This is a genomic window from Acidovorax sp. ST3 (genome assembly GCF_003231145.1).
Classification (GTDB): domain Bacteria; phylum Pseudomonadota; class Gammaproteobacteria; order Burkholderiales; family Burkholderiaceae_C; genus Acidovorax.
Window position 1 is genome coordinate 97,918 of sequence record NZ_QKVP01000005.1, and the last position, 19,110, is coordinate 117,027.

Here is a 19,110-nt window from a genome sequence, read left to right on the forward strand (position 1 = left end):
GGGCAAAGGCATGGGAAGGTGGGCTCCGCAGGACTGGCGCTTGGAGAGGCCAGACCATGGCGGCGCATGTGCGGCAAGGCCAAAAAGTGTAGCGCAGGCACGCCGCGCCGCTTTGCTGAGTTTGGTCAGCCGCGCTTACCCTAATGATGGGGTGGGCGCGGGCGTGTTGGCCGGGGCGGTATCGCTGCTGCCTCCGCCGTCCGCTGTGGCGAGGATGGCGTCGAGCAGCGCCAGCGCCTGCACAAAGTCGAAACCATCGATGGCCTGGGCCAGCGCCTGGGCGCGGTCCGGGTAATGCTGCAGCATGGCGGGGTGCAGCCCGGCGTAGGCGGCGCTGGCATCGAGGTCGTCGCTGGCCAGCAAGGGCCGCAGTGCCCGCAAGCCTGCTCGCAGATGGTCGGCATCGGCTGCAGGGGCCGCGCTGGTCGCCTCTGCGGCAGCATCCAATACAAAGTGCAGGGATTGCACCAGTTGTTGCAGTCGCGCATCCAGGTCTTGCAGCGCGTGTTGGGTGTCGGCATCCACACCCCCTTGCGGTGTGGCTTGCACCCTGGCCTCGGCTTGCTGCGCGGCCACCTGCAAGCCGGTAAGGCCGGCAGTGCCCGCCAGGCCCTTGAGCGTGTGCAGGATGCGCTGCGTTTCGGCCAGGTCACCGCTTTGCCAGGCCTGCAACGCCTTTTGCGCGTCGTGGGGGTGTTCCACCACCATGCGTTGCAGCAGACGCACCAGCGCCGCAAAGTTGTTGCCCAGCGACCGCAGTCCCTGCTCCAGCTGAAAGCCTGCCACGCCCTGGAGTTGGGCCCGCATCTGTGCTTCGTTCTGCAGCGTGGGGGTCGATGTTGCAATGCTGGGCGTTGGGGTTGCGCCCGTGGCGTCCACGGCATGGGGCAGCAGGCGTGCCAACACGCGCGCCAGTTGTGCCGGGTCCACGGGCTTGGGCAGGTGGTCGTTCATGCCTGCGGCCAGCGCGGCGGCGCGGTCTTCGGCGAAGGCGTTGGCCGTCATGGCCACGATAGGCGTCTGCGCATGGCCTGGCAGCGCGCGGATCTGGCGCGTGGCCTGCAGGCCGTCCAGGTGGGGCATCTGGATGTCCATCAGGATCAGGTCGTAGTGACGTTCGCGCGCGCGCTCCACCGCAATCGCCCCGTCGCCCGCCATATCCACGGCAAAGCCCAGTTGGCGCAACAGCTCACCCGCCACCTCCTGGTTCAGCGTGTTGTCTTCGGCCAGCAGCAATTGCAGCCCCGGGGTGAAACGGACGGGCGCATCGGCGGCCAACGCGGGTGCAGCGGCCTCCGGCAGTTGCGCATGGTTCCACACGCGCACCAGCACGTCTTCGAGTGCGGTGGGCAGTACGGGTTTGGGCAGGAAGGCCGCAAACGGACCGGCATCCACCTCGTCGGCAGGGCAGCTCAGGCTGCCGCTGACCAGAATGCAGGCGGGGCGGTGTTGGAGCGGCAAGGCGCAGATCTGTTGCCAGGTCTGGGTGCCATTCAGGCCCGGCATCAGCCAGTCGGTGAGCACCAGCTCGTAGGGGTCGCAGAGTTCGTCAGCCTGTGCCACCGCTTGCACGGCCTGCGCGCCGGACGACACCGCGTCGGCCCGCGCTCCCAGGTGGGTGAGCATGTCGGCCAGCAGCTCACGGGCTTCTTCCATGTCGTCCACCACCAGGACGCGGGTGCTGGGGGGCAGGGCCTGCACATGCTGCGGTGCGGCAGCCTGGGAGCTGATGCCAAAGGGCGCCTCAAACCAGAAGGTGCTGCCCTTACCGGGCTCGCTGCGCACACCCACTTGCCCGTCCATCAGGTCGGCCAGGCGGCGCGAGATGGCCAGCCCCAGGCCGGTACCGCCGTGGGTGCGAGTGGTGGAAACATCGGCCTGCTGAAACGCCAGGAACAGCTTGCCCTGTTGCTCGGGGCTCAGCCCGATGCCGGTGTCGCGCACCTCAAAGCGCAGGCGCACCTGGTTGGCTTCGCGGTGGGTGACAAACGCGTGCAAAGACACGCTGCCGCGTTCGGTGAACTTGACTGCGTTACCCATGAAGTTGGTCAGGATCTGACCCAGCCGCATGCCGTCCCCATGCAGGATGGGGGGCACACCTGCAAGTTCGGCCATCACCTCCAGGCCCTTGGCCTCGGCCTTGTCGCCGGTGATGGTGAACACGTTGCTCACCACCTTCTCCAGCTCGAAATCGGTCGGGTCCAGGGCCATCTTGCCCGCCTCGATCTTGGAGAAATCCAGGATGTCGTTGATGACGGCCAGCAAGTGCATGGCCGCGCCCGACACCTTGTCGAGTTGCTGGCGCTGGTGCGGGTTGGTGGTGTCGCGGCGGATCAGGTGGGTCAGCCCGATGATCGCGTTCATGGGCGTGCGGATCTCGTGGCTCATGTTGGCCAGGAAGGCGCTCTTGGCCTGGTTGGCCTCGTCGGCCATGGCCTTGGCGCTGCGCAGCTGGGCATTGGTGTGCTGCAGTTCCAGCGTCTGCTGTGCGAGGGCTTGGCTGGTCTTTTCGAGATCGAGCGTGCGCTCGGCCACCAGTTGTTCCAGCTCGTCGCGGTAGCGGGCCAGTTCCCGCTCGGACTGCTTGCGGCTGGTGATGTCCACCCAGATGCCGGTCATACAGTCGCGGTCATGCAGGTGAAGGGGGCGCATCGAAACCCAGAAGTCGCGGACGCTGCCGGCCTTGTCACGCCGCTGGGTCTCGAAGTCCAGGCCGCCCTGGGCCTGAATGCGCTGGAGCTTTTCATCGACCTTGCTTCTGTCCGGGTCCAGTTGCAGGTCGTAGAGGTTCATCAACGAAAACTCTTCGCGCGTGTAGCCCAGCGATTCGTAGGTGGCATCGTTGAAGCTCACGAACTGCAGGGTCTGCATGTCCAGCACCACGATGCCGATGGGCGCCTGGCTGATGATGTTGGCGTGCAGTTCCTCCCGGTCGTGCAGCTCTGCCAGGGCCAGACGGCGTTCGTCCTGTGTTTTCTGAAAGGCCAGCACCGCATTGGCCATGTCCCCAATGAGCGTGCCTTCGCGTGCGGCCATGGCCTTGATGCGGGAAAAGGTCTTGTAGTCGCTCAAGCCGCTTTCGCCGCGCGACAGCTTTTGCAGGATGGTGTTGAGCCGGTCCAGCTGGCGGGATGTGGACCGCGACAGCACAAACCACAGGGCCAGAAACACCAGCGCGGCCAGCGTGCTGTAGAGGCGCATGCGGCGATCGAAATCCTGCAGCTGGTTGCGCGTGCTGGCAGCGTTCTCTATGGCGTGGTCCATGAAGGTTTTGGCAATGTCGCCCATGCGCAGTGCGAACACACCGTAGTGCGCCGTGGCGCTGATCAGGTGCTCGCCTGCCGCTGACTGGTCGATGGCCATCTGGTCCGAACTCATCAGCGCAAACTGGCGAAACTCTTGAAAGGCTCTGAGCGCAGCGGGGTAGTGGGTGCTGACATGCGAGAAGTCGTGGGCTGTGGTCAGCCCCGTCAGGTCCTTTTCGAGCGCGGCCATTTCGTCCACGATGAGCCCGTGGAGCTGGTAGGCCTTGGCTTCGTCCACCTCGCGGTATTTGGAGACAGTCAGGGTCTGTGTCAGCCGCAGCTTGATCTCCAGCAGTTTTCGGCTGATGGCCTCCGCCTTGGCGGCCACCTGGATGTCTTCCTCCTGGCTTTGCAGTGCTTTGCGCTGCACGGTTTGGGTGTGCTGCTGCACTGCGTAGTCAAACCCCATGCCCACCAGAACGGCCAGCACCACTGGCAGAAAGAAACGCAGAAAAAACCGTTGGCGTTTGAGCAGGAGGAGCATGGGCGAGGGGTGGCGCGAGATGGGTCAGCGCTTGGAGGAGGCGGGCAGCAGGGCGGCCCAGTGAGACGGCGGAATGCTGCCCAGGTATTCAAACCGCGACTGCCCCAGCGGACGCAGCACCACCATCGTTCCCTCGGGCTTGACGAAATAACCCATCAGGTCCGCCATGTTGGGCGCGTGGGCCACGATGACGCGGTTGGTGCCTGCAGGAACCGGGTTGGATACCAGGGCCCGCGTGGCGGCGATCACCGGCTTTTTCTGCTCGCTCGTCAGGTTGGCGGTGTAGGCCAGAAGGGGCTCTGCGCGCAGCAACTGGGGCTGCGTGGCAAAGGTGAGCTGTGCGCTTTCGCGCGCCCTGCACAGCGGGCTGTGGATGACCTCGCCCACGGGAATGCGGGCACGCTGCAGCGTCACACCCAGTTCGCGCGCCTGCTGCCGCCCGGCATCACTGAGGACCCGCTGGGTATTGCAGTCGTTCAGGTCCACCTGCGGGGCCTGGTCCACCCGGCTGCTGTCGGTGGCGCCATGGCGCAGGTACAGCACAAAACCGCCCCGGCGCATTTGCGCCAGCAGGGCGGGGCTGACGAGAGTTTCCTGAAAGTCCTGGTCCTGTGCGCTGCATCCCCCAGGCCACCCTGCCGCCGCCGCAACGGCCAGCACACAAGCACCCACCGTGGCCCGGCAGACGGGCGGGCTGCCGCGCAGTGCGATGGCCGGGGACAAGGCAAGCATGCTTCACGGCTCCAGCGCGGGCACCGGGTGGTCTGCAAACTGCTCGGCGATGGCTGCAAACTGCGGCACCAGCTGTACGAACGCATCACAGATGTCGGGGTCGAAATGCTGGCCACGGCCGCTGCGGATGATGTCTACCGCATCGTCCAGCGTGAACGCGCGTTTGTAGTGGCGACGAGAGATCAGCGCGTCAAACACATCGGCGATGGCCATCAGCCGTGCGGGCAACGGGATGGCGTCGCCCTCCAGTCCGTCGGGGTAGCCCGAGCCATCCCACTTTTCATGGTGGCCTGCCGCGATCTGGCGTGCGGTCTCCAGGAACTCCAGCGCCGAGTTTCTGGGGGCGCTGGCCGGATGGGCCGGCTGCTGGCGCCCCATCTGCAGCACGCTGCGGATGGCCTCGTCGATGGCGTCGGCACCAATGCGGGCATGGGTCTTCATGATCTCGAACTCATCAGGGGTGAGCTTCCCCGGCTTGAGCAGGATCGCGTCGGGGATGCCCACCTTGCCGATGTCGTGCAGGGGCGCGGCCTTGGCGATTTGCTGGCGCTGGTGGGGACTGCCCAGCAGGTGCTGAAAGCGCGGGTGGTCCTGCAGGTGCAGCATCAGTGCCTCGATGTAGGCCTGCGTGCGGTGCAGGTGGTTGCCGGTTTCGTTGTCGCGCTTCTCGGCCAGCGTGGCCATCGCGTGCAGGCTGAAGTCCTTGATGAGCTCGTTTTCGGCCATGCGCCGCTGCACCTCGGCGTCCAGGTAGCTGTTCTGGTCGGCCAGCCAGTCGCGCGCGGCCTTCAGCTCAAGATGGGTGCGCACCCGCGCCAGCAGCACGGCGGGCTTGATGGGCTTGGCCACATAGTCCACCGCGCCCGCTTGCAGGCCGCGTTCTTCGTCCGCGATGGCGTCGAGGGCGGTCACGAAGATCACCGGGATCTCACGGGTCTCCGGCGCGGCACGCAGGGCGGCCAGCACCTCGTAGCCGTCCATCTCCGGCATCATCACGTCGAGCAGGATGATGTCGGGCACCGGCTGGGTGTGGGCGACCTGCAAGGCCCGCTGTCCCGAGTTGGCCACGCGCACGTGGTAGTACGGGCGCAGCAGCTGGCCGATGACGGTCAGGTTTTCGCGGGTGTCGTCGACGACCAGAACCGTTCTGAGCAGGGCTTTGTCATCGGTCGGCAAAAACATGGTCGGGGTGCTTTCGGGCTACCACGCAGAGAATTTGCTCTGGTGTAAGTGCATGTTACTGCCCTTACAGAAGCTGACAAGCTTTCCGTGGTGCGGTGGTCGGGTAGCACATCGCATCCATGCGTTGCCGCCGCAGCACTTGTCGGGCCGGGACGCCCCTTTTAGCCAAACGACCGCGCCGCAGCCAGGGCGCCCATGCGCCGGCTGATGGCAAAAAACTCCGCCACGGTGTCGTCAATGATCTGCTGCGCGGTCTTGACGGAGTCAATCAATCCCACGGTCTGCCCAGCCAATGCAGGGGCCGCCTCCATGTCACCGTCAAAGTACACGCGCTGGATGCCTGCAAAGCTGTCGGCGGGCATCAGGCCCGCCTCGTGGATGGCTTGCGTGCGCTGCGACTTGAGCGCGCGGATGCAGGGGCTGGCCTTGGTGTTGAGCATCCAGGTGCCGGTGACGCCCGCATCGACGATGGCGTTCTTGTAGTTGGCATGCACGGGGCTTTCGGCGCAGCTCACAAAACGCGTGCCCATCTGCACGGCCTCGGCACCCAGCGCAAAGGCTGCGGCCATGCCGCGCCCGTCGCAGATGCCACCGGCTGCGACCAGCGGCACGTCCACCTGCGCGCGAATGGCCTGCAGCAGCACCAGGGTGGAGACCTCTTCGGGGTTCTTGAAGCCGCCGCCTTCACCGCCTTCGACCACCAAGCCGTCAATGCCTGCATCCACACATTTCAGCGCTGCGTCCACCGTGGGTACCGCGTGATACACGGTGATCCCCGCGTCCTTCAGCGGCGCAATGAACTTGGCCGGGCTACCCGCCGAGGTGGTCACAAACCTCACGCCCGACGCGCACACAAAGCGCAGCATGGCGTCGTCCTTCAAAAAGCGGATGGGCAGGTTCACGCCAAACGGCAGGCCCAGCGCGCTCATCTTGGTGATCTCTGCCTGGCAGTTGGCGGTTTCGCCGGACGATGTTTCGATGATGCCCAGCCCACCCGCGCGCGACACCGCCGAGGCCAGCTGCGTGCGCGCAATCCAGCCCATGGGCGCCTGGATGATGGGGTAGCGCGCACCCGTGTGGGCAAGGACGCGGTTGGTGGCGGGTGCGGTCATGGGTGGTGTCTCCTGTTTTTTGGGAGCGCCCATTATTTCGACGGGTGTGCCGTCGCCGTGTCGCCCGCGTTACGGGGGCGGGGCGGGTGTCTCTTGCCAGGGCAGCTGCGCAAACAGCCGCTGCCAGTCAACGCAGGGCGGCACAGCGGAATCGTCGGCGGGGAGGTATCCGCAGCCCCAGCCTGCAGGTCCCGGCCAGCGCAGCCCGCTGTCAAAAGTCATCGCCGCCCCCGTTACGGGGTGGGGCACCCTGAGCTGCCAGGCATGTAGCCACAGCCGCTGCTGGCCCAGTCGCTCGGCCCACCAGCGGTTGAGCGGGCCCTTGCCATGCGTGGCATCGCCAATGATGGGGTGGGCCACGTGCTTGAGGTGGCGGCGGATCTGGTGGCGCCGCCCGGTGGTGGGAAGTGCCTCGACCAGCGACGCGCGCGTGGTGGCAAAACGCGCATCGCTGGCCTCGGGCAGCGTGAGCTGCGCCAGCCGCCGAAAGCGTGTGTGGGCGTCCTGCACGGCGGCATCGGTCGGGGCGTCATCGGGCTTGAGCGCATGGTCCACCTCGATGGCCTCAGGCGCCCAGCCACGCACCATCGCCAGGTAGCGCTTGTGCGTGGCGCCCTGCTCAAACGCTTGCGACAGTGCCCGCGCCGCATCGCTGTGCAGCGCCATCACCAGCACGCCGCAGGTGCCCTTGTCCAGCCGATGCACCGGAAACACATGCTGGCCCAGCTGGTCGCGCAAGGTCTGCATCACAAACCGCGTCTCGCCCGCGTCCAGCCCCGTGCGGTGCACCAGCCAGCCTGCGGGCTTGTACACGGCCACCAGGTGCTCGTCGCGCCAAAGGATGTGCAGGGGAGGGGGCATGGAGGAATGTGTGTGTGCCATCGCGGGCTAGGGATCCTCTGCACGAATCAAGCGGCAAGTGAGCGCAGCGGATCGGGAGGGGTTGCAAGGCGCAAAACGCAGCAATAGCCGTAGCTATTGCGAGTATTTGCAACGCAGCAGACCGCCCGAGGCCGCTGATGCGCACGGCGCGCTGATTCGTGCAGAGGATCCCTAGGGGAAGGCGCGGATTGTGCCGCACGCGCCGCTGCCTACACTGGTCCCGTTCAACGCTTACAAAGGATGCCCGTCTATGTCCGCAGGAGACTGGAAAGACATGTACGCCGCCGCCGTGGCCGGCGACCTGGCGCTGGTGCGCCACCACATCAGCGCGGGCGTGAACCCCAACTACCAGCATCCCGAGATCCTTTGCACACCGCTTGTGGCCAGCCTCATCCACGGCCACGATGCCATTGCGCATTACCTGTTGGCCCATGGGGCGGACCCGATGCTGCGGTCCGACTTTGACGACATGACCCCGCTGGAGGCTGCGCGCCGTTATCGGCGCACCGAGTTCATTGGCATGCTGCAGGCGCAGGGTGCGAAGGAGGAGCGCAAGCCGTTCTGGTGGCGCTGGTTGCCGGTGTGAAGGCGAAGTGTGGGCACATCGGTACAGCCCGCGCAGCCCGGACTAGCGGCCGCCGTGTAAGGCCTCTGCCGCACCAGCGGCGTATCCCTTGGAGGAAAACCGCGAAGCGAATCAATGGGGGCTTGTTTCCTTCGCACGCATCTTGGCGCCGATGTACTCGCCGTGCGTCACATGCAGCAGGCCCGCCACCTTGCTGATGGTGTGCATCTCGTTCTCATCCGGCCGTGCGTCCGCATAGGCCACCTGCCACATGGCTTCGACCAGCCGGATCTTCTCGGCCTGCGTGAAGTGCTCGTTCAACTGGCTGGTGAAGTGCTGGTAGTCGTAGGCCGTCCGGGAGGTGGTGGTGGCCTGGTCCAGCAGGGCCTGTAGTTCTTCGTCCGTCAGCGCAAACTGCTGGCGCAGTGCGCTCTCCATCACGCTGCGCTCAGCGTCGCCCAGGGTCGCCTTGGTGCGCACCACCTCCACCAGCAACACGGCGGCTGCCAGTTGCAGTGCCCGTGCACGCTCGGCCAGCGATGGCGTGGGGTGCAAGGGAGCAATGCTTTCCAAAAGGTCTTTGAGGGCTTGGAACATCGTGGGCTTACGAGGCTGCGTGAATGGGATGGATGCGTCGGGGGCGGCGTTGGTTCCGCTGCTTTGACGGGGTAGGGGAGCCCTGGCTGCGCAGATTGCGCTCGGTGCCTTGCCATGCCCCGGCGACAATCAGGGGTCATGACGAAGAAAACCATACTCCCCCTGCAACTGCTGGTTGCCCCCGACAAGAACGACCCCGCGCCGCTGATCCTCTACCACGGGCGCAATTGCCCCGATGGCTTTGGCGCGGCGCTGGCGGCATGGCTGTACTACGGCGACCAGGCTGAATACGTGGGGCTGGACCACGGCGATGTCAAGACCGTGGACGACCTGCCGCCCCTGCAAGGCCGCGCGGTGTACATCCTCGACTTCTCGTTTGCCAACGAGGTGATGGCCGCCATCGACGAGCGTGCCGCCAAGCTGGTCATGCTGGACCACCACAAGAGCGCCGCCGAAAAGCTCACCGGCTTTGCCTGCCGCTGCGGCGTGGTGCACTTTGACATGAGCAAATCGGGCGCTCGGCTGGCGTGGGAGTTCTTTCACCCCCATGCACCCCTCCCCGCGCTGCTGCAATACGTGGAAGACCGCGACATCTGGAAGTGGGAGTTTGCCGAGAGCTCGGCCTTCCTGTCGGCCCTGGACATGGAGGAACAAGGCTTTGCGCGCTGGCGCGAGATTGCCGACTTCACGCCCGAGCAGCTCCAGCAGTTCATGGTGCGCGGCGAGGCCATGGACCAGAAGTACCGCAAGCTCTGCGCCGACATTGCCGAAGGCGCGCAGCCACTGGTGTTCAACGGCATCATGGGTCTGATGGTCAACGCCCCGGGCATGTTCCACAGCCTGGTGGGCGACATCCTCTCGGCCAAGACCGGCACCTTTGCGCTGATGTGGAGCGCGGGCGAAAAGGGCGTGAAGGTGGGGCTGCGCTCGCAGCGCAACTTTGACTGCATCGCACTGGCCGAAAGCATGGGCGGCGGCGGCCACGCGCAGGCCTGCGGCTTCAAGATGAAGGTGGAGCGCCTGCCCGAACTGTTGACAGGCACCTTCAACGCGTAGTGCTGGGGTGATTTGGAGAGAAAGTCGCCTGAAGCGCTACAACTGCATGCCTCAGAAGCTATCAAAAGTATAGTGAATGGCGTGGGCCGCGAGCGCGGCTAGACCAGTCGCAGGTCCGCGCCTTGGGTCCCTGGAAACACCCGCCCCAGGGCCGCGGCGTTCAGCCCGTACATCCGCGCGAACAACCCGCCGAGCACACCCCGGTAGTCGTTGAGCACGGGGTAGTCGCGGTTCTGGAACAGCGTGGTGGCCGTGAGCGCCTGCTGCTCGCCCGCAATACGGCCGCCATTCACCCCGCCGCCCAGCACCCAGAACACTGTGCCGTGGCCGTGGTCTGTGCCCCGGTTGCCGTTCTCGCGGAAGGTGCGGCCAAACTCGCTGATGACCACCACCACGGTGGACTTCCACGCCGGGCCCATCTCGTCGGCAAAGCCTGCCAGGCCCCGGCCCAGTTCCTCCAGGCGGTTGGCCAGCGCGCCGGTGGCAGCCCCTTGGCCCACATGGGTGTCCCAGCCGCCCACGTCCACAAAGCCGATCTGGTAGCGCGACTGCATCAGCCGCGCCATGCGCCGGGCCGTGCCCTCAAAGCCCTTGGTGCTCAGCGCATTGCGGCTGGCGGCTTCCATCTCGCCCTGCATGGTGCGGGCCACTTCGTCGCGGGTGGCAAAGCCTTCGTTCACCGGCGTGGCCAGCGCTGTACCCCGGTACATGGAGGCGATGAGTTCGGCCTGCCGCGCATCCACACCGCCCCGCCCGGCGCCTGCGCTCAGCGCGGTGTTGGGCACATCCACCGCCCCGCGCAGCACCAAGGGCAGGGTGCTGGTAAACGCCATGGGTTGCAGCGCCGCTGCAGTGCTGTCGGCGCGCGGGTTCAGCTCGGCCACCAGCCGGTTCAGAAAGCCCGATCGGTAGTCGCGCCGCCCGCCCAGGGGCTGGCCCAGCTCAATGCTGTCCTGCGTGTCGAAGTGGCTGCGCGAGATGTCGTCGGTGCCCGCAAACGGCACAAAGGCCAACTGGCGCTGCTGGTAAAGCGGCAGCATCGATTCCGCCAGTGCCGGGTGCAGGCCCCAGTCGGGCGTGAGCGGCAGGGCGCCGCCCTCCTGCCCCGGCCGGGGGATGGCGATGTTGGGCCGCGTCTCGTAGTAGTAGCTGCTGGCCGTAGGCACCAGCAGGCTGGCGCAGTCATAGCCACCGCGCAAGAACACAAGCAGAAAGCGCGCGTCCTGCGCGCGGGGTGCGGCGAGCACGCTGGCGCTGTGCACGCCCAGGCCCGCACCAAGCGCGCTGGCGCCCAGGGCCTGGAGAAGATTTCGTCTGTGCAGCATGAAGTTTTCTTTCATCCGTGCATGAACTCGGGGGATGCGAGGAACAGCAGGTTCCATTCGCGCGGTGAGGTGGCCTGCGCCAGTGCGTTGCGTGTGGCAGGGGACCAGGTGGGCTCCATGGCGCGCACGTAAGCCGTCTGCGCCAGGGCGGGCGGCATGCGCGGCGCGGCACGGGGCGCTGCGTCATCGTTCGCTGGCGGGGCTGCCAGAGCGCCTGCACCCAGGGCCCGCGCCATCTCAAAGCGCGTGCTCATCTGCCCCGAGCCCGACCACGACGCGGAGTCCAGCGGGTAGCCATCGGGCGTGACGCGGCCATACAAAGGCTCGGCCAGCCGTTGCAGCCACGCCAGTGCCGGGTCGGTGCTGGGCAGCACAGCGTCGCCATGGGCCAGGCGCAGGCCCGCCAGCGCATAGTGCACCGGGTCCCGAAACCGCTGGCCGAGAGATGCGCGGAATTCTGGCGTGTTGAACAGCGTTTCCAGCACCGCTGCAATGTCGCCGTCGGTGCGTTCAAAGCTGCGGGCCAGGGTCTGCAGCAGCGCGGGCGGCGGGTTGTCTCCCACCAAAAAAAGCGCGATCTTGCGCGTGATGAAGCGCGCGGTGGCAGGCGCGCGGGCCAGGCGGTCCAGCGCTTCGTCCACCTCGGCCAGGCCTTCGGTGCGAAGCGGCTGGCCGAGCAACGTCTTGGGCTCCCAGTCATGCCGCTGGGGGTTGAACTCGAACAGGCCGTCGCGCACGTAGTGGCGTCGCAGCGCGGGCTTCATGCGTGGAGGCTCGTCGCCCGGCGGCCGCTGCGACACGCCCACGCCGGTCAGCACGCGCGCCAGCTCCTGCACGTCCTGCTGGCTGTAGCCGCCGTCCACGCCCAGCGTGTGCAGCTCCATCAGCTCGCGCGCGTAGTTCTCGTTGATGCGGCCTGCGGCGTTTTGCGCGTTGTCCAGGTAGCGCAGCATGGCCGGGTGGCGCGCGGTGGCGCCCAGCAGGTCGCGAAAGCGGCCCAGTGCGTGGGGGCGTATTGCGCGTTCCTCGTAGTCACCCACCAAGGCGCGCAGGTTGCCCTTGCCGGCAAACACGTTGAAGTGGTTCATCCAGAACCAGGTCATCTTCTCGCGCAACTGGGTGGGCGAATACAGCGCGCGCAGCACAAACCGGGCGGCCGCCTCCTGCTGCAGGGCGCGCATGTCCTGCTGCCAGGTCTTGAGCGCAGCCTTGCGCTCGTCTTCGGTAGGCAGGGCCTTGGCGGCGCGGTGGCGGGCTTCCATGTCGGCTGCCAGCGCTTCGATGGGGGTGCGCGAGATGGTCATGGCATCGATCTGCGCCTGGGCCTCGCGCGGCAGCGGTGCATTGGCACTGGGGCGCAGCTGACTTGTCAGGTAGGCGCTGATGCCCAAGCCACCCATTGCTTGCACGCCCTGGCCGGTGCAGCCCCAGGTCACGCGGTCGAGCAGGTGGGCCTGTGTGGCTTCGTCGGCGGACGCCCAGCCGCCGGTGCTTAAGGAGTTGGCTGATGCAGGGGGCGCAGCCTGGGCCGAGGGCGCGGCGCCAAAGGCTGCAAAAGCCGCCATACCCAGCAGCAGGGTGCGGCGGTGGAGGGGCGGGGAGGTGTGGGGAATCATGGGGCCTCGCTGGCTGCCAACCAATGGCGGCCCTCATGGTGCCGCTGCGATCCACCGGGTGCAAGGCGGCGCAGCGGGTTTTACCTGCGCGATACAAACGCCAGCGAGGATGTATCGAGGGGTTTCGCAAAGCGCCCCTGCAGGAGGCGTTTTACGGCGAAGGTGCAGCGCCCGTGGCCTGCGCGGCCTCTTCAAAACGGTCCACCTGGCGCAGGGTCTGGAACGCCAGCATCCAGCCACCCACCACCCCCAGGGTGCACAGTCCGCCCACGATGGCGGCAGGCACCACGCCCAGCCATGCGGCGCTCGTACCTGCGCGGAATTCGCCCAGTTCGTTGGACGAGCCGATGAACAGCATGTTCACCGCGTTCACCCGGCCACGCATGGAGTCGGGCGTGGAGAACTGCACCAGCGCGCCGCGGATGTACACGCTGACCATGTCGGCGGCGCCAGCCACCAGCAGCGCCGCAAACGACAGCCAGAACAGCGTGGACAGCGCAAACACCAGGTTGGCCACGCCAAATACCGCCACGGCGATGAACATGGTGCGGCCCACATGGCGGTTGAAGGGCCGCATGCTCAGGTACAGCCCGGCGCTGACCTCGCCGACCGCCATGGCACTGCGCAGCGCGCCCAGGCCTGCCGGGCCCACATGCAGCACCTCTTGTGCGTAGATGGGCAGCAGCGCCACCACGCCGCCCAGCAGCACGGCAAACAGGTCCAGCGAGATGGTGCCCAGAATGATGGGCCGTGTGCGGATGAAGGTGATGCCCGCGCCAAAGCGCTCCAGCATCGTGCCCTGTGCAGGGCCGGGCGCCGTGGCATGGGCCACCACCACGCGCAGCAGCAGCGCCACGCCCAGCACAAAGCAGGCACAGCAGATGGCATAGGTCAGCTCGCCCCCGCCCAGCGCGTACAGCAGCCCGCCCAGCAGCGGCCCGCCAATGCTGGCCACGCGCATCAGCATGCTGTTGGCAGCAATGGCCTGGGCCAGTTGCGCGCGCGGCACGATCTGTGGCAACAGGCTCTGCATGGCCGGGCCCGAGAACGCGCGGGCGCAGCCATACAGCACCAGCACGGCATAAATACCCGCCACGCCGCTGCTGCCATGGCCCGACAGCCACCACAACAAGGCGCTGCACACGCCGCCCACCGACCAGGCCAGCGCCAGGATGCGCTTGCGGTCAAAGCGGTCGATCAGGTCACCCGCTGGCAGCAGCAGGGCCAGCATGGGCAGAAACTGCGCCAGGCCCACATAGGCCAGTGCCAGCGGCTGCCGGGTCAGGTCGTACACCTGCCAGGCCACCACCACGGCCTGCACCTGGGTGGCAACCACGGCCACCACGCGGGCGATCAGGAAGGAAACAAACCCTGCATGGCGGTAGACGTTGGCAGGTTCGGCGGGCGCGGCAACAGCGGCGCTCGGGGTGATGGGCTCGGGCGTGGGCATGGGTGGGGTCAGCGGGGGGGGCATTCGCTCAGTGCGGCGATGCGCCCAAACGGCGGGAGGCCAGATGCTAGCGGTTGTCGCGTCGGGCTGCAGTCAAGCGCTGGTAAAGCCTCGCAGCGGGTGCGCCGATGGTGGGGTATGCGATGGCGTCAACGACGATGCCGGTGCCGGTAGTCCCACGGCGCCAACGGGCGCTTTTGGGACCACAGGCCCGCGTGCTGCGCCTGCGCAGAACGCTGCAGGGGCGCCAGGTGGGGATAGCCGCTGGCGTACGGCGTGTAGACCCAGGCCATGCCCGCGCGCACCTGGGCCGTTGCTACGTCCGTCCCGCCGCAGCGCACCTGCGCCACCATGCGGCCATAGCTGTCTTCGTCCACCGGTTGCAGCGTGGCCCGTTGCCGAAAGCACAGTTGTGCCAGGTGCTGTCGCGACTTCTGCCCAAACGCCTGACGGGATTCGGGCGCGTCGATGGCGGCGATGCGCACCTTGACCTGCTGGTAGGCACCGGGGGCGCCGCAGCGGGCGGTGAGGGTGTCGCCGTCGCTGATGGCGACGACCAGGCAAAGCAGGGAGGCGGCGAGGGGCACTGGGGGCTTGAATGTGGGTGGGTGGGCGCCGGCGGCGGTGTGGGGGCTGCAGCGGGCTGATTGTGGCCGGATGCGCTACGGCAGCGTGCCTTGATAGCTATGAATAGTATAGCGTTTACGGTCGGCCGGAATGTGGTTGCAGGCAGACAGCGGGCGCTGGCGCGACGCGCCTATTCGATGCTCCGAAGTCCTTCCTGGCACTTCGCGCAGCGCCGGTTTTTTTTGCTTCAAGGTGTTACCACACCGATGTGTACACAGCACGAAGAATATGGGGAACCGGGAGCAGTTACTGCCGTCAGACACCCCAGGCGCTGTGACAATGGGGTGCATTGCCCAGCGCGTTCGTTTCGCGTTTGGTTTGAGCTTGTTATCGTCGGCACTAGTGTGCTGTCCCGCAAATAGCTGCACGAAATGAAATCGATGGCATCGCGCCCAGGGCGAGGCGCAAACCGCAGTGATAGCCGTAGCTATCGCGAGGATTTGCAACGCAGCCCTGGGGGTGAGGACGCGATTTCATGTGCAGTTATTTGCGGGACAGCACACTAGCCACCCACCACCCAAGGAGTCCCGGTTTTGCGTTTCCCCTGGTCCACAGAATTCCATGCCTCCCCACCCGCGCTTGTGCGCGCCGCCGCCGTGGCCCTGGCCTGTGGCGCGACCTTGGTCATGGCAGGCTGCACCAGCACGGGTGTCAAGACGTTTGGCGTGCAGGAGAACTTTGGCTCGGTTGCCACCTATTCGCGCCTGTTTGATGCCACCCCGGTCCAGACCTGCGAGGCCTCGCGCCGCGCGCTGCTCAGCCAGGGCTACGTCATCTCGTCCAGTTCGGCCGATCTGGTAGAGGGCAAAAAGAGCTTCCAGCCTGAGCCCGAGTCGCACCTGCAGATGGTGGTGCGCGTGGTGTGTGTGCCCGAGGCCAACGACGGCAAGGTCAGCCTGGGCTTTGTCACCGCCACGCAGGACACCTACGCATTGCGCAAGACCAACAACTCCGCCAGCGTGGGCGTGGGCGCCATCGGATCGGTGTCGCTGCCGTTCTCGTCCAGCAGCGAATCGCTGGTCAAGGTGGGCAGCGAGACCATTGCCAAAGACACCTTCTACGACAGCTTTTTTGACTTGGTCAAACGCTACCTGGTCATCGACCAGGCGTTGGCGGACTGAGCCGCCCTGGCGGGACAGTCGCCCGCACTCAGGCACTCAGCGGTCGGGGCGTGGCGGTACCCGGTAGCGCAGCTCGGCAAACACGCCGCCCAGCGTGGTTACGGATTGCAGCTGCAGCGGCGGCTGCACCACACGGCGCGGAAACAAAGGGGTGCCCACGCCCAGCGTGACCGGCGCCACCTGCACGATCAGCTCGTCCAGCAGGCCCGCATCATCAAACTGCCCCACCAGGTCACCCCCGCCCACCACCCACACATTGCGGCCTGCTGCGGCCTGCACCATGGCTTGGTGCACGGGCCGCACATCGCCACGCACAAAGCGCACATCGGCACCGGCAATGCTGCGCAGCGTGCGTGTGCTGAACACCCAGGTGGGCGGTGTGTACGGCCAGGGCTGGCCCGCATCGATGGCATGTTTCAGCATCCATTCGTAGGTGTGTGATCCCATGGCCAGCGCGCCCACGCTGCGGATGAAGTCGGGGTAGCTGGAGCCTTCGATCTCGCCAAATTGCAGCAACCAGTCCAGGTCATGGTCGGGCGTGGCGATGAAGCCGTCGAGGCTGGACGCGCCGTAGAACTGTGTAGTGGTCATGCCCGCGCACTGTAGGGACCGGCTGCTGACAACGTGCTGGCAGCAGGCGCGGGTGGGGTCTGCCCGGTGCATTCATCGGCCAGAGGCCCCAGGTGACTCAAGGCAGCTGCACCGTCTCCGCCAGGTGCCCGTATACCGTCGCAATGCGCCGCAGGTGGCGCGACTCCGGGTGGGTCAGCAGCCACAGCTCGGTTTCGCCATCGGCCAGCGCGCCCGTGAGCGGGCGCAGGTCGCTGCGGCTCTGGGCCAGAAAGAGGGGCAGCACCCCCACGCCCATGCCCAGGGCCACCAGTTCCATCACCGTGAGCAGGTTGTTGACGCGGTAGGTGGGCTGTGCCCGGGGGTATTGCTTCTTGCGCCAGCGCACTGAAGGGTGGTCGGGCAGCGCGTCGTCGGGCGCAATCCAGGCGGCGCGGCCGGCCTCCACGTCCGACAGGGCCAGCGGGCTGGCAGCGCCTGCATACAGGGCCGAGCGGATCATGCCCAGCTGGCGCCCCACCAGGTGCTGCGGCGGGCGCTTGGTGGCGCGCACGGCGATGTCGGTGTCACGCCGCGTCAGGCTCACCAGCTCGTTGCCGGCATGCAGCTCGTACACCAAGGCCGGATGCCGGGGCTGCAGCAGCTGCAGGGCGGGGGCGATGAGGCCATGCAGGATGGTGTCGGTGGTGGAGATGCGCACCGTGCCCGACACCTGTTCGGGCTGTGCCTGCGCGGCAGAGCGGGCGGCCTCCAGGGCGGCTTCCACACGCTCGGCCTGCTCGGCCAGGGCCTGGGCCAGTTCCGACGGGCGATAGCCAGCGCGTGACCGGTCGAACAGCGACTGGCCCAGCCCGCGTTCAATGCGCTGGATGGCGCGGAACACCGTGGACGCGTCCACACCCAGCCGCTCCCCGGCGGCGGCCAGGGTGCCGGTGCGCACCATGGCCAACAGCACTTCCAGCTCGGCGGCGCCCAGCTGGTATTGCACTGATGCAACGGTTGATTTCATGGTCGCTTATTTTATTTGCGTTGTTGCAAGCGTAGATTCTGCCTGTCGCTGGCCGTTGCTGTGTACCGATGGGTATCCGTGGGTGCCGAGGAGCGACATATTCCAACCCTTTTTACAGAAAGCCCCGTTCCCATGAAGCTCTACTACGCCCCCGGTGCCTGCTCGCTCGCCGTGCACATTGCCCTGCGCGAGGTCGGCGTTCCGTTCGATCTGGTCAAGGTGGATCTGGTGCACCACACCACACAGACCGGTGCCAGCTACCTCGACATTTCCCCGCGCGGCTATGTGCCCCTGCTGGAGCTGGCCGACCAGTCGCGCCACACCGAAGCGGCGGCGCTGCTGCAGTACGTGGCCGACCTGGACCCGTCGCGCGCATTCATCGGACAGCCCGGCTCCAGCGAGCGCCTGGCCGTGCTGGAGTGGCTTACCTTCGTCAGCACCGAGCTGCACAAGGGCTTCAGCCCCTGGCTGTGGCACAAGGAGACGGCCGACTCCACGCGCCAGGCCGTCAAGGCCAAGCTGGCTGTGCGTTTTGCCGAGATGGACGCCGTGCTGTCGCGCAGCGACTTTCTGGCGGGCCGCTACAGCGTGGCCGATGCCTATGGCTTCACCATCGTCAACTGGTCGCACCTGCTGGGCATCCCGCTCAATGCCTACCCGCACCTGCAGGCCTGGATGGCACGCGTGGCGGCTCGCCCGCAGGTGCAGGCTGCGCTGCGCGCTGAGGGGCTGCTGGCATGACTGCCCCGAACACCGGGCCCGCAGCGCCCGCAGCGGCACCCGCCGCGCTCACGCTGGTCTCGCACGCGCTGTGCCCCTACGTGCAGCGCGTGGCCATCGTGCTGCACGAAAAGGGCCTGGCGTTTGACCGCCGTACCATCGACCTGGCCCGCAAGCCCGACTGGTTTCTGGCGATCTCGCCGCTGGGCAAGACCCCGGTCTTGCAGGTGCGCGGCCAGAGCCTGTTCGAGTCGGCCGTGATCTGCGAATACCTGGACGAGGTGGCCATGCCCGTGCTGCACCCGCAAGACCCGCTGCAGCGCGCACGCCACCGGGCGTGGATGGAGTTTGGCTCTGCGGTGCTGAACACCATCGGCGCCTTCTACGCCGCGCAGGACGAGGCCACGCTGCAGGCCCGCGCGCAAGACCTGCGCAGCCGCTTTGTGCAGATCGAAGAGGCGCTGGGCCAGCGCAGCGCACCGGGGCCGTACTTTGCGGGGCCGCACTTTGGCATGGTGGATGTGGTGTTCGGCCCGGTGTTCCGGTACTTCGACGTCATCGACACCTTGCCAGGCATGGATGACTTGGCGCTCTGGCACGGCTTGCCGCTGGTGCAGCAGTGGCGCGCAGCGCTGGCGGCGCGCCCTTCGGTGCAGCAGGCCGTGGGTGCGGACTATGCCGAGGGCTTGCGGGCCTTTCTGCGTGCGCGCGGGTCAGCGTTGTCTCGGCGCATGCAGGCGGTGGCAGCGTAGACCCA

Annotated in this window: 17 protein-coding genes; 5 read left to right on the forward strand and 12 right to left on the reverse strand. The window is 66.8% G+C overall.

Annotated features, from left to right (window positions below):
- Nucleotides 1–135: 135 nt before the first annotated feature.
- From DNK89_RS16565 to DNK89_RS16585, 5 genes are all read right to left on the reverse strand, one after another.
- Nucleotides 136–3,789 carry a response regulator gene (locus DNK89_RS16565; RefSeq protein ID WP_110961014.1) on the reverse strand — a complete coding sequence of 1,218 codons (3,654 nt, stop codon included), beginning with the start codon at nt 3,787–3,789 and terminating at the stop codon, nt 136–138.
- A 24-nt stretch (nt 3,790–3,813) separates the two neighbouring features.
- Entirely contained in the window at nt 3,814–4,521 is a 708-nt protein-coding gene (locus DNK89_RS16570; protein ID WP_110961015.1) for a histidine phosphatase family protein, read from the reverse strand.
- A gap of 3 nt (nt 4,522–4,524) precedes the next feature.
- Entirely contained in the window at nt 4,525–5,703 is a 1,179-nt protein-coding gene (locus tag DNK89_RS16575) for a two-component system response regulator (protein ID WP_110961016.1), read from the reverse strand.
- 161 nt (nt 5,704–5,864) lie between these two features.
- The gene (locus DNK89_RS16580) at nt 5,865–6,815 is read right to left on the reverse strand and encodes a nitronate monooxygenase family protein (protein WP_060986119.1); all 951 of its coding nucleotides are present in this window, start codon (nt 6,813–6,815) and stop codon (nt 5,865–5,867) included.
- Nucleotides 6,816–6,884: 69 nt separating this feature from the next.
- The gene (locus tag DNK89_RS16585) at nt 6,885–7,676 is read right to left on the reverse strand and encodes a pseudouridine synthase (protein ID WP_110961017.1); all 792 of its coding nucleotides are present in this window, start codon (nt 7,674–7,676) and stop codon (nt 6,885–6,887) included.
- Nucleotides 7,677–7,947: 271 nt separating this feature from the next.
- On the opposite strand from DNK89_RS16585, the gene DNK89_RS16590 reads away from it, so the two are divergent.
- Nucleotides 7,948–8,283, forward strand: coding sequence for an ankyrin repeat domain-containing protein (locus tag DNK89_RS16590; RefSeq protein WP_015015009.1), 336 nt, complete (start codon nt 7,948–7,950; stop codon nt 8,281–8,283).
- A 111-nt stretch (nt 8,284–8,394) separates the two neighbouring features.
- Here the strand turns inward: DNK89_RS16590 and DNK89_RS16595 are convergent, their stop codons facing one another.
- Nucleotides 8,395–8,859, reverse strand: a complete 465-nt coding sequence (locus DNK89_RS16595; RefSeq protein WP_110961018.1) for a TerB family tellurite resistance protein — start codon at nt 8,857–8,859, stop codon at nt 8,395–8,397.
- A 138-nt stretch (nt 8,860–8,997) separates the two neighbouring features.
- Between DNK89_RS16595 and DNK89_RS16600 the strand changes: the two genes are divergently transcribed.
- Nucleotides 8,998–9,915: a DHH family phosphoesterase gene (locus DNK89_RS16600; protein WP_110961019.1), complete on the forward strand. Its 918-nt coding sequence runs from the start codon at nt 8,998–9,000 to the stop codon at nt 9,913–9,915.
- Nucleotides 9,916–10,013: 98 nt separating this feature from the next.
- Here the strand turns inward: DNK89_RS16600 and DNK89_RS16605 are convergent, their stop codons facing one another.
- The 4 genes from DNK89_RS16605 to DNK89_RS16620 form a co-directional block, all read right to left on the reverse strand.
- Nucleotides 10,014–11,240, reverse strand: a complete 1,227-nt coding sequence (locus DNK89_RS16605; protein ID WP_238990843.1) for a DUF1501 domain-containing protein — start codon at nt 11,238–11,240, stop codon at nt 10,014–10,016.
- 11 nt (nt 11,241–11,251) lie between these two features.
- Nucleotides 11,252–12,856: a DUF1800 domain-containing protein gene (locus DNK89_RS16610; protein WP_110961020.1), complete on the reverse strand. Its 1,605-nt coding sequence runs from the start codon at nt 12,854–12,856 to the stop codon at nt 11,252–11,254.
- A gap of 151 nt (nt 12,857–13,007) precedes the next feature.
- On the reverse strand, nt 13,008–14,330 hold the full coding sequence (locus DNK89_RS16615) for an MFS transporter (RefSeq protein WP_370220931.1): 1,323 nt from the start codon (nt 14,328–14,330) through the stop codon (nt 13,008–13,010).
- 125 nt (nt 14,331–14,455) lie between these two features.
- Nucleotides 14,456–14,893 (reverse strand): thermonuclease family protein, encoded by a 438-nt coding sequence (locus DNK89_RS16620; RefSeq protein WP_110961022.1) that lies wholly within the window; start codon nt 14,891–14,893, stop codon nt 14,456–14,458.
- Nucleotides 14,894–15,559: 666 nt separating this feature from the next.
- Here DNK89_RS16620 and DNK89_RS16630 point away from each other — a divergent pair.
- Nucleotides 15,560–16,054 (forward strand): DUF2242 domain-containing protein, encoded by a 495-nt coding sequence (locus tag DNK89_RS16630; RefSeq protein WP_110961310.1) that lies wholly within the window; start codon nt 15,560–15,562, stop codon nt 16,052–16,054.
- A 36-nt stretch (nt 16,055–16,090) separates the two neighbouring features.
- Here DNK89_RS16630 and DNK89_RS16635 read toward each other — a convergent pair whose 3' ends face one another.
- Nucleotides 16,091–16,645 carry a dihydrofolate reductase family protein gene (locus DNK89_RS16635; protein WP_110961024.1) on the reverse strand — a complete coding sequence of 185 codons (555 nt, stop codon included), beginning with the start codon at nt 16,643–16,645 and terminating at the stop codon, nt 16,091–16,093.
- Nucleotides 16,646–16,742: 97 nt separating this feature from the next.
- A complete protein-coding gene (locus tag DNK89_RS16640; protein ID WP_110961025.1) occupies nt 16,743–17,633 on the reverse strand; it encodes a LysR family transcriptional regulator in 891 nt (296 codons plus the stop codon).
- Nucleotides 17,634–17,765: 132 nt separating this feature from the next.
- Between DNK89_RS16640 and gstA the strand changes: the two genes are divergently transcribed.
- Nucleotides 17,766–18,374: a glutathione transferase GstA gene (gstA, locus tag DNK89_RS16645; protein ID WP_110961026.1), complete on the forward strand. Its 609-nt coding sequence runs from the start codon at nt 17,766–17,768 to the stop codon at nt 18,372–18,374.
- On the forward strand, nt 18,371–19,105 hold the full coding sequence (locus DNK89_RS16650; protein ID WP_110961027.1) for a glutathione S-transferase family protein: 735 nt from the start codon (nt 18,371–18,373) through the stop codon (nt 19,103–19,105). Before gstA ends, DNK89_RS16650 begins: the two co-directional genes overlap by 4 nt.
- Nucleotides 19,106–19,110: the final 5 nt, after the last annotated feature.